Origin of the sequence: Arthrobacter sp. Soil762 (assembly GCF_001428335.1) — a bacterium.
Classification (GTDB): Bacteria; Actinomycetota; Actinomycetes; order Actinomycetales; family Micrococcaceae; genus Arthrobacter.
Genome location: NZ_LMSG01000019.1, coordinates 144,611 through 159,288 on the forward strand (window position 1 = coordinate 144,611; position 14,678 = coordinate 159,288).

At 64.5% G+C, this 14,678-nt stretch carries 14 protein-coding genes; 9 read left to right on the forward strand and 5 right to left on the reverse strand.

Annotated features, from left to right (window positions below; translation table 11 throughout):
- Positions 1–12: 12 nt before the first annotated feature.
- The 4 genes from ASG77_RS14640 to ASG77_RS14655 all read left to right on the forward strand — a co-directional run bounded on the left by ASG77_RS14640 (position 13) and on the right by ASG77_RS14655 (position 4,382).
- Positions 13–429 (forward strand): acyl-CoA thioesterase, encoded by a 417-nt coding sequence (locus ASG77_RS14640; RefSeq protein WP_056346767.1) that lies wholly within the window; start codon positions 13–15, stop codon positions 427–429.
- A gap of 101 nt (positions 430–530) precedes the next feature.
- Entirely contained in the window at positions 531–782 is a 252-nt protein-coding gene (locus ASG77_RS14645; RefSeq protein ID WP_056347319.1) for a PLDc N-terminal domain-containing protein, read from the forward strand.
- Between the two features lie 71 nt (positions 783–853).
- Positions 854–3,100, forward strand: coding sequence for an McrB family protein (locus tag ASG77_RS14650; RefSeq protein ID WP_056346769.1), 2,247 nt, complete (start codon positions 854–856; stop codon positions 3,098–3,100).
- A 79-nt stretch (positions 3,101–3,179) separates the two neighbouring features.
- Entirely contained in the window at positions 3,180–4,382 is a 1,203-nt protein-coding gene (locus tag ASG77_RS14655) for a 5-methylcytosine restriction system specificity protein McrC (RefSeq protein WP_056347322.1), read from the forward strand.
- Here the strand turns inward: ASG77_RS14655 and ASG77_RS14660 are convergent.
- Entirely contained in the window at positions 4,379–6,034 is a 1,656-nt protein-coding gene (locus tag ASG77_RS14660) for an ATP-binding protein (RefSeq protein WP_056346771.1), read from the reverse strand. The two genes, ASG77_RS14655 and ASG77_RS14660, sit on opposite strands and share 4 nt — an antisense overlap.
- Before the next feature lie 109 nt (positions 6,035–6,143).
- On the opposite strand from ASG77_RS14660, the gene ASG77_RS14665 reads away from it, so the two are divergent.
- The gene (locus tag ASG77_RS14665) at positions 6,144–6,914 is read left to right on the forward strand and encodes a response regulator transcription factor (RefSeq protein ID WP_200950775.1); all 771 of its coding nucleotides are present in this window, start codon (positions 6,144–6,146) and stop codon (positions 6,912–6,914) included.
- On the opposite strand, the gene ASG77_RS14670 is transcribed toward ASG77_RS14665, so the two are convergent.
- The 3 genes from ASG77_RS14670 to ASG77_RS14680 form a co-directional block, all read right to left on the reverse strand.
- Positions 6,887–7,297, reverse strand: coding sequence for an Hpt domain-containing protein (locus ASG77_RS14670; RefSeq protein ID WP_056346772.1), 411 nt, complete (start codon positions 7,295–7,297; stop codon positions 6,887–6,889). The genes ASG77_RS14665 and ASG77_RS14670 overlap by 28 nt on opposite strands.
- A 248-nt stretch (positions 7,298–7,545) precedes the next feature.
- A complete protein-coding gene (locus ASG77_RS14675; RefSeq protein ID WP_056346774.1) occupies positions 7,546–7,974 on the reverse strand; it encodes a very short patch repair endonuclease in 429 nt (142 codons plus the stop codon).
- Between the two features lie 19 nt (positions 7,975–7,993).
- The gene (locus tag ASG77_RS14680) at positions 7,994–8,428 is read right to left on the reverse strand and encodes a pyridoxamine 5'-phosphate oxidase family protein (RefSeq protein WP_056346776.1); all 435 of its coding nucleotides are present in this window, start codon (positions 8,426–8,428) and stop codon (positions 7,994–7,996) included.
- Positions 8,429–8,661: 233 nt separating this feature from the next.
- Between ASG77_RS14680 and ASG77_RS14685 the strand changes: the two genes are divergently transcribed.
- The 3 genes from ASG77_RS14685 (at position 8,662) to ASG77_RS14695 (ending at position 11,474) form a co-directional block, all read left to right on the forward strand.
- A complete protein-coding gene (locus tag ASG77_RS14685; protein WP_156380333.1) occupies positions 8,662–9,315 on the forward strand; it encodes a DUF6318 family protein in 654 nt (217 codons plus the stop codon).
- 482 nt (positions 9,316–9,797) lie between these two features.
- Complete coding sequence (locus tag ASG77_RS14690) at positions 9,798–10,250, forward strand: PKD domain-containing protein (RefSeq protein ID WP_235564554.1); 453 nt, start codon at positions 9,798–9,800, stop codon at positions 10,248–10,250.
- Positions 10,251–10,403: 153 nt separating this feature from the next.
- The gene (locus ASG77_RS14695; RefSeq protein ID WP_056346780.1) at positions 10,404–11,474 is read left to right on the forward strand and encodes an alkene reductase; all 1,071 of its coding nucleotides are present in this window, start codon (positions 10,404–10,406) and stop codon (positions 11,472–11,474) included.
- 220 nt (positions 11,475–11,694) lie between these two features.
- On the opposite strand, the gene ASG77_RS14700 is transcribed toward ASG77_RS14695, so the two are convergent.
- On the reverse strand, positions 11,695–11,991 hold the full coding sequence (locus tag ASG77_RS14700) for a hypothetical protein (RefSeq protein WP_056346782.1): 297 nt from the start codon (positions 11,989–11,991) through the stop codon (positions 11,695–11,697).
- 138 nt (positions 11,992–12,129) lie between these two features.
- Between ASG77_RS14700 and ASG77_RS14705 the strand changes: the two genes are divergently transcribed.
- A complete protein-coding gene (locus tag ASG77_RS14705; RefSeq protein ID WP_056346785.1) occupies positions 12,130–14,634 on the forward strand; it encodes a Tex family protein in 2,505 nt (834 codons plus the stop codon).
- Positions 14,635–14,678: the final 44 nt, after the last annotated feature.

Sequence of the window (14,678 nt, forward strand, 5' to 3'; positions counted from 1 at the left end):
GTCCTGGTCCCGATGCGCTGGGGCGACATGGACGCCTATGGGCATATCAACAACGTCCAGATTGTCAGGATGCTCGAGGAAGCCCGGATCGCAGCATTCGGGCCTCCCCGGGGTGCCGGACTGCCCGGCATCGAACCGGAAGTGTCGCTCTTCAACGACGTTCCGGAGGGCACTCTGGCGCTGGTGGTGGACCACAAGATCCGCTACGTCAGGACGTTGGAATACCGCAATGTCCCGGCTGTGGTCCAGGTGTGGATCGGCGCGGTGAAGGGCGCCAGTTTCGACATCCACTACGTGGTGCAGGACCCGGTCACGCGGGAGGAGTGCGTCCGGGCCAGCAGCCATCTGGCGTTTGTGGACGAAGCTTCCGGCCGCGTCCTTCGCCTGACGCCGGAGCAGAAGGAGCGGCTGGCGCCGTTCACCGTTTGAGCCGTTACGTTTTGAACCGCACGGCACTGTGCCTGCGCACCCGTTGCGCAGGCACGGCGCACGCCGGAAACTGGAAATACCCACTAAGGAGAGCGTTGACCATGGCCAAGAAAAACAAAAAAACCTGGAAAGAGATGTCACCGGCGGCACGGGCGGGATTCGTGGTCATCGGGATAGGGCAGGTGGCGCTGATGCTGGCCGCCCAGCGCGACATCTCCAAGCGCCCCGCGGCGCAAATCAACGGGCCAAAGGCGGCCTGGCGGGTGGCCGCCCTGATCAATTTCATTGGGCCGATGGGCTACTTCATTCTGGGGCGCAAGCGGCCCGGAGCCAGGCTCGGAGCGGCCAAATAGCACCCCTCCGAACCTCACGTCCAGAGGGTCATCGGAGCAGGCACCCAGTTTGAGCCTGTAAATTTGAACGCATGACCCCAAATCCCAAGACTGCCATGCACCGCGCCCTCGGTGTCTCAAAGGAGATCGAGGACGCGGCCTGGTTTGTGCTGGGACCTGGCCTGCAGGGCAAGCCCTCGGCTCTGGACGGGAACACCCTGACCTGGACTGCGGAGGCCGCGGCGGAGCTGCTGGAACGCCTGGACCGGGGAGCGGCGGATGCCAAGGCGCCCATGATGACCAACCTCCGGCAGAACCTCGAGGACGCCTCCCGGGAGGCCAAGCAACTGGCCGTGGAGCTGCTCTTCCTGCAGTCGCTGCCCCTGGCGCACGAGGTCAAGTCGCTGAAGGTCAAACGTGCCCGCGTGGCGGAGGCCGCGTCCTGGCTGGAGACAGCGCTGGAGCCGCCGCTGGAGCTGCCCGAGGAGCTGTACAAGGGCATGACGGACCACGGCGTGATCAGGGACCGCACCGCCGAATTCAACTGGACCATCTGGGACCACCTGAAGTGGCTCTGCCGGTTTGTGCAGCATGTGGACCAGCAGGTTCCGGCGGCCATCGCCAAGGCGCTGAAGGACCCGCTGAAGTTCCATGAGCTTGCCGCGGGGACCCCGACGGACCAGCCCGCCATCCGCCGCAGCATCGAGTACCTGGCCTGGCCCAGCTACTTCGAGCCGGTGGTGGCGGACGTGGAGCGGCAGGAAATCCGCGACGCCTTCGCGTCCCTGGTGGGCGGGGCCAAGGGCGATTCCGACGAGGAAATCACCGCTGACATTAACCGGATCCGCCTGCACCTGGATGAACAGGCGGGCCAGCGCATCGACTGGTACGCCCGCCAGCTGGTCAGCCAGTGGCGCAAAGTGGGGGACCCCGGCCGACGCGCGTGGCTGCTGCGTACCCACAGCGACAACGCTGAACTCCTGACCGCGTGGCAGGACGAGGAGAAGGTGACGCTCGACGTCGAACATCTCCGCCACCTGGACCCCGGCGTGACCGCGGGGCTGGTGCAGCACGCGGTGGACGAGGACTACAAGCACCTGGGCTACGTGGAGCGGGAGGACACCAAAACGGCGGTGTTCGCCTTCCTGACCGTCATGAAGCCGGGCGACCTGGTTCTGTTCCAGCACGCCGGCACCGTGCGGCTGGGCGTCGTGCTGGGCGAGCCCGAGCACAACGACGACAACCGCCGCCTGCGGCGGAAGGTGCGCTGGCTGGACGACGACGGTCACGCCGCCGCGGACCTCCCCCGCCACGTCCAGCGCCAGCTGGCCACCTCGGGGATCGTTGTCGACGTGACGAGGGTGGTGCAGGCGCTCCAGGCGCTCGTCCCGGCCGAGGCGGAACCGGAGGACGACGACGCCGACGCACCTGCCGCCGTCGTGCCCCCTGTGCAGGAGGGCTTCCGCCCGCTCAGCCGCGACTTCGCGGATTCGCTGCACATGGACCTTGAGCCGCTGCAGGAGATCGCGGAACTGCTGGAGGAGAACCGCCAGTTGGTCCTGTACGGGCCGCCCGGAACGGGCAAGACGTACCTGGCCAAGCACCTCGCGGCGGAACTGGCCCAGGACAGCACGGACGAACGGGTGAAGCTGGTGCAGTTCCACCCGTCGTACGCGTATGAGGACTTTTTCGAGGGCTACCGGCCGGACAAGACGGACGAGGGCCAGGTGTCCTTCAAGCTCGTGGCGGGGCCGCTGCGCCGGCTGGCCGAGGAAGCCGCCAAGCCCGGGAACGAGAAGAAGCCCTATTTCCTGATCATTGACGAGATGAACCGAGCCAACCTGGCCAAGGTATTCGGCGAGCTGTACTTCCTGCTGGAGTACCGTGACGACCGGATCTACCTGCAGTACAGCCCCAACGAGCCGTTTACGCTGCCCGACAACCTGTACATCATCGGCACCATGAACACCGCGGACCGGTCCATCGCCATGATGGATGCCGCCATCCGGCGCCGGTTCGCGTTCATCGAGCTGCACCCGCAGACGGAGCCCGTGAAGGGGTCGCTGCTGCGGTTCCTGCAGGCGAGGGACCTGGACACCACGCCGGCGCTGCTGCTGGACGCCCTGAACGCGGCGATCGATGAGTGGGACCGGGACCTGATGATCGGCCCGTCGTACTTTATGAAGTCTGCCGCCCAGACGCCGGCGGGGCTGCGCCGGATCTGGAAATACGAGCTGATGCCGCTGCTGGAGGAGCACTACCACGGCCAGCTGACCCGGGCGCAGCTGGAGGAGCGGTTCGGCCTGGAGCAGCTGCTGGGACGCCTTGTTACCAGCTAAGCCAACCCACACTCCCGCGCACGGCGGCGCAGCGTTAGGCGGTGCAGGGCAGAGCGGCCGTGGCCAGGCAGCACGCCATCTGGTTCTCGACGAGCTGTCCAAGGGCACGGTGGAACGCCTGGATGCCGCCAGCGCGGCCTTCGTGAACGCCAGCGGGCTGGCCAAGGCGTCCCCGATGGGCATGGGCTTGTACCGGATCGAGCCCGCGGGCAAGGTGGGGTCGGTCCGCACGGCCACCCTGCAGCTTGATGTGCGCCCCAAGGACCGGCTGGGGCTGAGCCGGCTCCTATTCCTCCTCAGCTATGCCGGGAACCAGGGCTTCCGGGCCGATTCCGTGGCGGCCGCCGAGGACCGTGAACTCTGGAGCGCGCTGGCGGAGTCACTGGCGCAAATGGCGGAGCGTGCGCTTGGACGCGGCGTTTTGCAGGGTTATCTGACCGTTGACGAGTCCCTCCGCACGGTCAAGGGCCGCATCCGGATCTCCGACCAGATCTCCCGCCGCCCCGGCATGCTGGTGCCGTTGGAAGTGTCCTACGACGAGTTCACGGAGGACATCGCCGAAAACCGGATCCTGCGCGCCGCGCTGGAGCGGATGGGACAGGTTCCACGCGTCCGGCCGGAGGTGCTGAGCCGCCTGCGGCAGCTGAAGGGAAAGCTCGACGCCGTCACCCGCCTTGCATCCGGCGCACCCCTGCCGCCGTGGACCCCGAGCAGGATGAACGTCCGCTACCAGTCCGTGCTGCGCCTCGCTGAGCTGATCCTGAAGAATGCCTCCGCGGAGGCGGGGGAGGGGAAGCAACAGACTGCGTCGTTTGTGGTGGACATGGCCCAGGTGTTCGAGGACTTTGTGGGCACGGCCCTCCGCGAGGCCATGGCGGCGTATCCGGGGGAGACGCGGTTGAAGTACAACGCTCTCCTCAGTGAAGCTGTCCACGATTCCGACAGGCTGTCCGTGCGCCCGGACGCCGTGCACCTGCTGGGCGGACGCCCCGTGGTGGCCTACAACGCAAAGTACAAGGCCGCCACTGATCTGGGAGCATCCCTGACCGCAGACCACTACCAAATGCTCGCCCACTGCACCGCCCTGGGTGTGCCCACCGCGTGGCTGGTCTATGCCGGGGCGGGCGAGATGAAACTGCGGCGGATCCTTAACACTGACATCGACATTGTTGAGTTTCCGCTGGATCTGTCCCTGCCGCCGTCGGACATCCTGGCAGCGGTGGCGGACCTGGCCCGGCAGTCCTGGGGCGAAGTTGTGCGGACTGCCCGCCAGGGAACCTAGACCGGCACCCGGAACGTGAATGTGGTGCCCTGACCCAGTTGGCTCTCCACCTGGATGGTTCCGCCGTGGGCCTCCACGATTGCCTTGCTGATGGGCAGGCCCAGGCCCACGCCGGGAATAGCTGTCCGGCGGACGTTGCTGGTCCGGAAGAACTTGGCGAACACGTGGGCCTGGTCGTCGGCGCTCATGCCCATGCCGGTATCGCTGACTCGGCAGGCGACGTGGCCGTCGTCGTGCTGCAACGACACCACCACGTTGCCGCCGTCCGGCGAGTACTTGATCGCGTTCGAGACCAGATTGTCCAGCACCTGGGAGATGCGGGGGCCGTCCACATGGGCCTCCAGCCTTGCTGGTGTTTCCGCCGTCAACGCCACGCGGGAGGCGTCAGCCCGGGGCATCGCGGCGGACACGCTGGCGCGCACCAGTTCGGCGACGTCCACGGCGTGCGGGGTCATGATCAGTTCGCCGTTCCTGCTGGCGAGGAGGTCGGACACCAAGGTGAGGAGCCGTTCTGAATTGCGCTTGATGATGTTCAGCGGATCCAGTTGGTCCTTGCCGGGATCGTCCTCCAGGAGAAGTTCCACGTAGCCCAGGATGGAGGTCAGGGGAGTCCTGAATTCATGGGACACGCTGGAGACGAACTCATCCTTGGCGGCCAGGGCGTCCACCAGGTCGGTCACATCACTGAACACGATCACCGAGCCGGCGAACGTTCCGTCCGGATCCTTCATGGCCCGGGCGCTGGTGGTGATGGCGCGCTGCTCTTTGCCTGCGCCCAGCCAGACCAGATAGTCCGTAAAGGTCTCGCCGAGGACGGCCCTGCGCACGGGGCGCTCCGCCACCGGGACAAGAGTGGTACGGTCTGCGGCGAAGACCAGCAGTTGGGACTCGTTCGGATCGTCGACGTCCTTCGGGCGGGCAAGTTCGTGGTTGGCGCGCTGCTTCCGGTTCATCAGGATGTCGTGCCCGTCTGCGTCGACGGCGAGGACGCCCAGGTGCACAGTGTCAAGAACGGAGTTGAGCAAGGCTTCCTGGCGCCTGGTGCTGAGCAGGCTGGACTGGAGCTGCGCGTCCTTCTCTTCCAGGATCCGCTGCTGCCGTCTCAGGCTGAGCGTCAGCATGGTGACAGATACTCCGATCCCCAGCATCATCACAGGAAGCAGCAGCGAACGGGCCAGGTTCGGTCCGGAGACGTCTCCGCGCATAAAAATTGGCGTCCAGATGATCGCCAACGGCATGATGAAGGACAGCCACAGTGACACGCGGACGTAGTATCCGGAGGCGCAGAGCCAGATCACGGGGAAGACCGCGAGCAGGCTGATTCCCGTGAGGCTTTCCTGGCTTCCTTCACGGCCCACCGCAATGGAGATGAAGTCCAGCAACGGGATCACCAGGAACGTGGTGTGCGGCAGGCGGTCCCATGGCACCACGTAGCACAGCACCATGATGGCAAGTTGGGAAAAGAGGAATACCACGAACAGCGGGTTGTCCATGCTTCCGGGAAAGAACGCCGAAACGAGGACCGCGGCCAGCAGTGTGGTGACGAACAGCGGCATCTGGCTCAGGGCCACCCTGTCCGTCAGCCGGTATTCGTGGAAGGGCCGCCGAAAAAACCTGAGGCGGCCCGTGGCCCACGTCACGGGTTCACTCATAAACGGCGGCCTGAAGTGGGAGTATAGGGGAATGCATACCAGCAGGATATCGGCAGCGGGCTATACTTCTGACGTTGTCAAGCTGGCGGAGGGGGCTGAGGGGGCTGGTATGAGCGAAGCACGAGTGGGTCTTGTCATCGAGGATGATCAGGATATCCGGGAGTTGGTACGCGCGGTCCTGACGCAGGCAGGTTTTGACGTTACCGTCGCGGGCAGCGGCTCCGAAGGGGTTAAAGCTGCGAGAGCCTTGAATCCAGACGTCATAACGCTGGATTTGGGACTGCCGGATATTGACGGGTTCGAGGTCTCCCGCCAGATCCGTGAGTTCTCGGATGCCTATATCGTGATGCTCACGGCTCGGGCTGAAGAACTGGATACTTTGATCGGTCTTGAGTCGGGTGCCGACGACTACCTCACCAAGCCGTTCCGCCCTCGGGAACTCCGCGCGCGGATAGCGGCGATGATGCGCCGGCCCCGGTCGGTTCCGGACGCGGGGGAGAGCGCTCCCGTTGCTGATCGCCCGGCGAACGCCGTTAGTGACAGCGGAAACGGTCATTACAACCACAACGGACTGGAGCTGAGTTACGCCTCACGGTCGGTCAGCGTGGACGGCCAGGAGCTCAACCTGACCCGGACCGAGTTCGAACTCCTGTATGCCCTGCTCGAGGCGGGACGGACTGTCCGGACGAAATCGGATTTGGTGCGTCGGCTCCGGGACGAGGATTACGACGTCGGAAGTTACATCAGCGAGGCGGACGAACGTTCCGTGGAGGTGCACATGGGCAACCTCCGGAAGAAACTCGGTGATTCACCGCAGCAACCGCGCTGGCTGCAGACGGTCCGCGGCGTGGGCTACCGGTTGGCGCCTGGCGGGCGCTGAGCCTGGAGCCTGTGCAGGGTCTGGCGGCTGCACAGGTTGATCGGCCGGAGGTAGTTGACGGCAAGCTGCGGCAGTGCAATGGAAGGTTCCGCACTCGGTGAATCTTCCCGGATTGAACGTTCAAGGTCCATGGCCAGGCCCGCCAGCCGTTCCGCGCCCACCATCTGGCTCGAAGTCTTGAGGCTAAGGATCGCGTCCACGGCCCCATCCAGGTCTCCGGTGGTCAAGGCCAGCCGCAGCTTGCCGATCCGGAACGGCAGGCAGTCGATGAAGTTCCCCACGAAGACGCTGCAATAGCCCTCGTCCTCGTCGAGTTCGACCCGCAGCCGGTCAAGTACGGAGGGATCTACCAAGGGGCGCCCTGCGTCATCGGATGGTGCCATTTCCGTCCCTTCCGCTCGCGCCTGCCGCCCCCATAGCGGGATATGACTTGGTTTTGTATTCACTTTCAGAGTAAATCTGTTACTTGGGGATGCAGCCGTTCGGGAAAAGGACTGCGGGATTCCTGAGGAGACTGCGGGTTTTTCATAGGAGTTCATCTTTGCGGGCGCCGATCAATTCGGGAGGCGGCAAAGGCTCAAGTTTGACTCAAGTTCCGGCTGGCGTTTCTTGCATGCCGCCGGCTTGCGGGCTATTTGCTGGCGCCGAGGAACTCCACCAAGTGGGCTTCGAGGGCGGGGCCGTCCTTCAACTCGCACTCCCACACGGTGAGCACCTCCCAGCCGGCGGCCATTAACTGTTGGCGCTGGTCGGCGTCGCGGTTTTTGGTGCGGGTGCGCTTGGCCTCCCAAAAGGCGGCGTTCGCCTTGGGCGCGTGCTGGCCTACGCGGCAGTCGTGGAAGTGCCAGAAGCAGCCGTTGATGAAGATGACCTTTCGCCGGCCGGCGAATACCAGGTCCGGTCGGCCGGGCAGGCGGCTTTTGCCGGCCGTGCCGTGCAAGCGGTAGCGGTAGCCTTTGGCATGGAGGAGGCGGCGCACCAGCAGTTCCGGCTTGGTGTTTATGCCCCTGATGCGGGACATGTTCCAGCTGCGCTGCTCGGGAGTGAGCCTATCCGCCATGATTCCAGCCTGGGGGCGCCTAGATTTCGCGCTCCGGCTGGTCGCCCAGCTCGAAGTGGCGGCCGCTGACGGACGTGGGCACGATCTCCACGTAGAAATCCTTCAGCGTCGGCACCCAGGATTTCAGGCCGAGCTCCTCGACGACGGCGAGCTCGGCTGAGTTGGTCAGGACGCGCGCCGTTCCCCGCAGCACCACGGACCAGGCTTCGTCCGAGAGGATGCCGTCCGTTTCAAGCAGCACCCTGGAGTTGATGGTGAGCTGCGCCAGCTTGTTGCCCGGCGCGGTGCGGAGGTAGATTTTCCGGTCCGAGGTGAGGTAGTTGACGGGAAATATATCCGGTTCGTCGGCAACGGAAACTACCAGCCGGCCGTGGCTGGTAGCTTCCAGGAGTTTCCAGGACTGCTCGTCGTCGAGCTCCAGAACGGGGTTGCCATCTGCGTGCGTAAACATCATGCAGCCTATTCTTCTACGTTCGGTAGAAGAATTCTAGGGTTTGCGCGTGGGAATCCGTTTCGCAAGGGGCTGGGAGGGCGATTGTCCATGTGACTTTTTATTGCTCCTTGACGGTGGTAGAACCGATGGCGGGTGGCTGTGGATAACTTTCATCGCTCAAATGTGTCCTGGGCTACCCTTAAGGTCATTGTTCGGAGCGAAGCGTCTTGAAACTATCGGGGGATTAGCTGCCCATGACATCGCACATCACTTCCACTACTTCGCGACGTTTGCGCCTGCGCCTTGTTGCTGCTGCTGCCGCGTCTGTTTTGCTTTTGACCGGTTGCAACGCGGGTGGCGATCCTGGGGGCACCTCGTCCGCGTCCCCGACTTCGACGGCAAGCCCAAGCGCAACGCCAACCCCGACGGCGACTCCTGCTTATGTGCCCGCTTCGGCTAGCGGCCGTGCTCAGAACGTGCCGGTGCCGGTGTTGCCGGAGGTCGCGAAGACGGAGACGAAGGAGGGGCTCGAGGCGTTCGCGGCGTACTGGTTTGAGCAGCTCAATTATGCCTATCAGACCGGCGACATCGCAGGAATCCAAGCGGTGACATCACCGGCTTGTCAATTCTGTTCGAACATAACGGGCTCGCTGACCACCAATTATCAAGGCGGGCGATGGCTCGCAGGTGGCAAGATCGTCATACCGTCGTCAGCGACTACATTTGAGCGCGGGTCCGATGGGGCCTACCAGGTCATCGTCCAGGTGCAGCAGTCGACCATTAACTATTACGATCCCAGCGGGTCGGAATTTAGAGCTCCCACTGAGGCGTCTGATGGTGGAAACGTACTGCTGGTTGGTTTCCAGGACGCCGCGTGGCGCGTTACCGGTCTTCATCCCCTCCGCTAATGAATATGGGCTGGGTCGTTCACCGACTGTCGACAGTAATGCTCGTAGTCGGGCTAGGTATTGCCATTCCGTCCCCCAATACGACGCCAACGGGGACCGACGCAGACTCCGGTTTTCACAATTCTGGCATCGGCGTGATTGTTTATGTCGTCGATCCTTTGACGGGGAAGATGAGGCCGGAAGAACCTAGGGACACCAAAAAGGATCCAAACGTCTACAAGTATGAGCTTCAGTGCCACCTCGGCGGAGGCGATTTTGATACGGTGTGCCTTGGATATCAGCTTGAGTGTGTCAACGGGCCCGAGGGAGTAGACGGAATTCCCGTAATTTGGCTCAAGGCGCCTGTCGGCGTTCCTAACCCGGCCTGGACCCATCACTCCGGGCCAACTTGTCTCTACGATGCTCGGCCCGAGGACCTCCTGCCTCGAATAGCGGCCCAGATCCAGCAGCAGTTCGAGAGCCTGCCCATCAACGCGGGAGCCGTGGTCGCTCAGCCGAGCCCCAACACGCTCCGCGGGGCCGAAACCAATTTCTACGCAGACGCGTCCGAGCAACAGTTTGACGTGACGATGCTCGGACAGCAGGTGCACGTGGTTGCCATGCCGGTTCAGTACACCTGGAATTACGGCGACGGAACCGTCTTCGGTCCGCAACCTTCCATGGGTGGGCCGCTGCCGCAGGACCGCTGGGGTGAAAAGACCCGAACGAGCCACGTCTACGCGGACACTGGCGACTTCCAAGTCGTCCTCACGACGTCCTTCCAAGGCACGTATTCCGTGAACAACGGACCGCAGCTGCCCATACCGGGCCAGGGCCAGTTCAGCGCACCACCGCAGACGATCAGCGTCTGGCGGTCCATCACCAGGAACTACGCCGACGACTGCAACCAGAATCCGCAGGGACAAGGGTGCCCCGGCGTGGCATCGTCCCGGTAGGAAGCATCAGACGACGCGTATATGACGGCAGGCAACGCCTGGAACCAAGCCGAAGCCACCCCCGCAAAGAGTGATCCCCGCCTCCATCGGAATACTTGCACGCGCCGCGCAGTTGGGCACAGCAGTACCAATTCACCTCGAAAGGAACTGCGCATGCTGTTTTCCCCCTTGACTCTTGGCGAGCTTGAACTGCCCAACCGCCTGGTAATGGCACCCCTAACCCGTCTCCGCTCCGGCGAGGACGGTGTTCCGGGTCCCGTGGTTGTGGAGCACTACCGGCAGCGCGCGTCCCTGGGACTCATCGTCAGCGAAGGCATCTACCCGAGCCCCGCTGGACGCTCCTACCCGGGTCAGCCCGGTCTCGTGACCGCGGAGCAGATTGCCGCCTGGAAGAAGGTCACCGACGCGGTGCACGCTGAAGGCGGCCGGATCTTCGCCCAGATCATGCACGGCGGACGGGTTTCCCATGCGGACATCACCGGCGGACATACCATCGTTGGTCCGAGCGCCATCGCCATCGAGGGCGAGGTCCGCACCCCGTCCGGCAAGCAGCCGTATCCCGTCCCGCACGCGCTGACCATAGGCGAGCTGCCCGTCGTCATGCAGGAAATCGTCACCGGCTCGATCAACGCCATTGAAGCGGGATTCGACGGCGTGGAACTGCACTCGGCCAACGGCTACCTTCTGCACGAATTCCTGGCCCCGAACTCCAATGTCCGCGACGACAGCTACGGCGGCTCGCCGGAGAACCGGGCCCGCTTTGTGATCGAAACGGTCAACGCCGCGGGGGCTGCGGTGGGTTCGAGCCGCGTGGGCATCCGCATCTCGCCGGAGCACAGCATCCAGGGCATCGCCGAAACGGATGCGGCCGATGTCCGCGCCACCTACGAGGTGCTGGTGGACAGCATTGCCCCGCTCAACCTCGCCTACGTCAGCATCCTGCACCACGAGCCCACCAGTGAGCTGGTCCAGAATCTCCGGGCGCGCTTCAACGGCACGTTCCTGGTGAACTCCGGCTTCGGCACCATAACCACTCGGGAGGAAGCAACCGCCTTGGTGGCCGACGGTCATGCAGACGCTGTGGTAGTGGGGCGCCCCGCCATTGCCAACCCGGACCTCGCGCGCCGCTGGAAGGAAAGCCTTCCGCTGAACGAACCGGACCCGTCCACGTTTTATGCAGACGGCTCCGTAGGTTACACGGACTACCCCGCGTATTCGGCTTAGCGGTCAATGGTGGCCTCGGCCAGAGATTAACGACGACGGCGGCACCCGGCTTGGGTGCCGCCGTCGTTGGCTGCTCGGTGTGCTGTCCCGGCAGCCCGCGCCAATTAGCCATCCGACGGCTGTTTTGGCTCATCTTTCAACGCTGGCCCGCCCAGGTTCACAAGTGCTGAGCGGTAAAAACCAGAATACTCCAGTGAATGGATTATTGCTAGGGAAATAGCTAAAGGTATGCTTCCCGGCCCGTTCCTTCGCGCATCACCAACTTGTCGTCCTCGATGGAGACGAGCAGGCTTTTGGGCTTTCCGCTGACTTTGGTAATGGCTTTCAGGCCGCGGTTGGTGACTTCCACTCCCACCTGCGCCCCTTTCGCGGGCAGCTCCACGGACGTTTCGTAGGCTTCTCCCAGCAGTGGGTTGGTGGACACGCCCATATCGCGGCGGACCTCCTTGCCGTTGACCATGACGGTGATGTTGGCCTCGTCGAATCCTTCCTGAAAGACGATGAGCAGTTCACGCATGGTGGCCCTCTTCCTCGAAGTGATTGCCTGTGACGGCATATCAACTACAGCACTTCACAGCCCGGAGCGGAATACCCCGGCCGGCTGCCAGGCCGGGCGCCGCTGGAGACCACCATGCCCGTAGGGCAAAATGTTCAGGTGACCCAACTCCCGCACGTCCCGTTCGCCCCCACGTCTGCCCCAACTCCGGACAGCGCCATCCACGCCCAGATCGCCGCCGAGCTTGGCGTGAAGACCTGGCAGGTCAAGGCTGCAGTGGACCTGCTCGACGGCGGGTCCACCGTTCCATTCATCGCCCGGTACCGCAAGGAAGCCACCGGGACGCTGGATGACACGCAGCTGCGCGAGCTCGACGAACGCCTGCGCTACCTCCGTGAACTTGAGGACCGCCGTCGTACTATCCTCGAAGCGATTGCCGCGCAGGGACAGCTGACCCCCGAGCTGCAGGCAGCGATCCTTGCCGCGGACACCAAGTCCCGGCTGGAGGACATCTACCTTCCGTTCAAGTCCAAGCGCCGCACCAAGGCCCAGATCGCCCGTGAAGCCGGGTTGGAGCCGCTCGCCGATGTGCTGCTGAAGCGGCCCGACCTGGACCCGGAACGCGAGGCTGCCAAGTACCTGAACGCCGAACACTCCATTGATGACGCGGCCGCCGCGCTCTCCGGCGCCCGTTCCATCCTCGTAGAGAGGGTTGCGCAGGATCCGGACCTCGCCGCAACCCTACGCGAGAGGCTGTGGACGCAGGGGCGGATGGTTTCGCGGGTGAAGAAGGGCAAGGAGTCCGACGGGCAGAAGTTCGCCGATTACTTTGAGTTCGCCCAGGCGCCCACCGGGATGCCCTCGCACCGCGTGCTTGCGCTGTTGCGCGGTGAGAAGGACGGCGTCCTGGAGCTGGATCTCGCCGAAGCGGATCCGAACGACGACGACGCCCTGGCCGCCGCGCGTTCCCGTTACGAATCCGCTGTGGCCAGGTGCCTTGGCGTCGCCGACCGCGGCCGTCCCGCCGACGCGTGGCTGATCCAGACCGCGCAGATTGCCTGGCGCTCGCGCGTGCTGGCCCGGCTGACTGCAGACCTCCGGGGACGGCTGTTCACCGACGCAGAGGACGAGGCTGTCCGCGTGTTCGCCGCGAACCTGCGCGACGTGCTCCTGGCTGCACCCGCCGGAAACCGCGCCACTCTTGGACTGGACCCGGGACTCCGGACAGGCGTGAAAGTTGCCGTCGTGGACGGCACAGGCAAAGTGGTGGCCACCGACACCGTGTACCCGCACGCGCCTGCCAGGAAGTGGGACGAGGCCCTCGCAACGTTGGTGCGACTGGCCCGGAAGCACAACGTGGAGCTGGTGGCCATCGGCAACGGAACCGCGTCCCGGGAGACGGACAAGCTTGCCGCGGAACTGATCAAGCTGCTGCCGGCCGCGGAAACGAAACCGCAGAAACTGGTGGTTTCCGAGGCCGGGGCGTCGGTGTATTCCGCGTCGGCGCTGGCCTCGGCGGAGCTGCCGGGCATGGATGTTTCCCTGCGCGGAGCGGTTTCCATTGCGCGGCGGCTTCAGGATCCGCTGGCGGAATTGGTGAAGATCGATCCCAAGTCCATCGGCGTGGGGCAGTACCAGCACGACGTCACGGCATCGAAGCTGGACCGCAGCCTGGACGCGGTGGTCGAGGACTGCGTGAACGCGGTGGGCGTTGATGTGAACACGGCATCGCCCGCGCTGCTGAGCCGCGTTGCCGGCGTCGGGCCGTTGCTGAGCGAGAACATCGTGGCGTACCGGAACGAACACGGGCCGTTTGCCAAGCGCAGCGAGCTGAAGAAGGTGCCCCGACTGGGTGCGAAGGCGTTTGAGCAGTGCGCTGGCTTCCTGCGGATCACCGGGGGAGCAGAACCGCTGGACGCGTCGAGCGTGCACCCCGAGGCGTATCCGATTGCCCGGAAAATCCTGGTGGCCGCGGGCTCGGCGCCGGCGTCGTCCCTTGATCCCCGCGCTTTCGTTGACGGCACCTTTGGCCTGCCCACGGTCCAGGACATCCTGGCGGAGCTGGACAAACCCGGCCGCGATCCGCGACCCGCTTTTGCCGCGGCGACGTTCTCCGAAGGGATCGAGAAGATTTCGGACCTCAAGCCCGGCATGGTGCTTGAGGGTACGGTCACCAACGTGGCCGCGTTCGGCGCATTTGTGGACGTGGGTGTGCACCAGGACGGCCTGGTTCATGTGTCGGCGCTGGCCAACCGCTTTGTCTCCGATCCCCGTGAGGTGGTGAAGTCCGGGCAGGTTGTCCGCGTGAAGGTTCTGGAAGCCGATCCGGAGCGGAAACGGATTTCGCTCACGCTAAGGCTCGACGACGAACCGTCGCCTTCTGGTGGGCGGGCGCAGGGCGGGCGTTCGGAAGGGGGCCGACCTGAAAGCGGTCGGCCAGCTGGGGGACGCACTGCCGGGGGCCGTCCGGGAGATGCACGCCGAGACTCCGGTGGGCGCGACTCGGGTGGGCAGCGCGGACGCGGGGCCTCGAGCCCCGGCGACAACGCATCGACTTCGAAGCCCGATCCGAAGTCGTCCGGCGGCCGGCCGCAGGCATCGAATCCGGTGCCTGTAAACACCGCCATGGCAGAGGCCCTCCGCAAGGCTGGCCTCGGCAAATAGACACGTGCTGATTGGCGCCCACTCGGAGTAACTCGCTCAGTCAG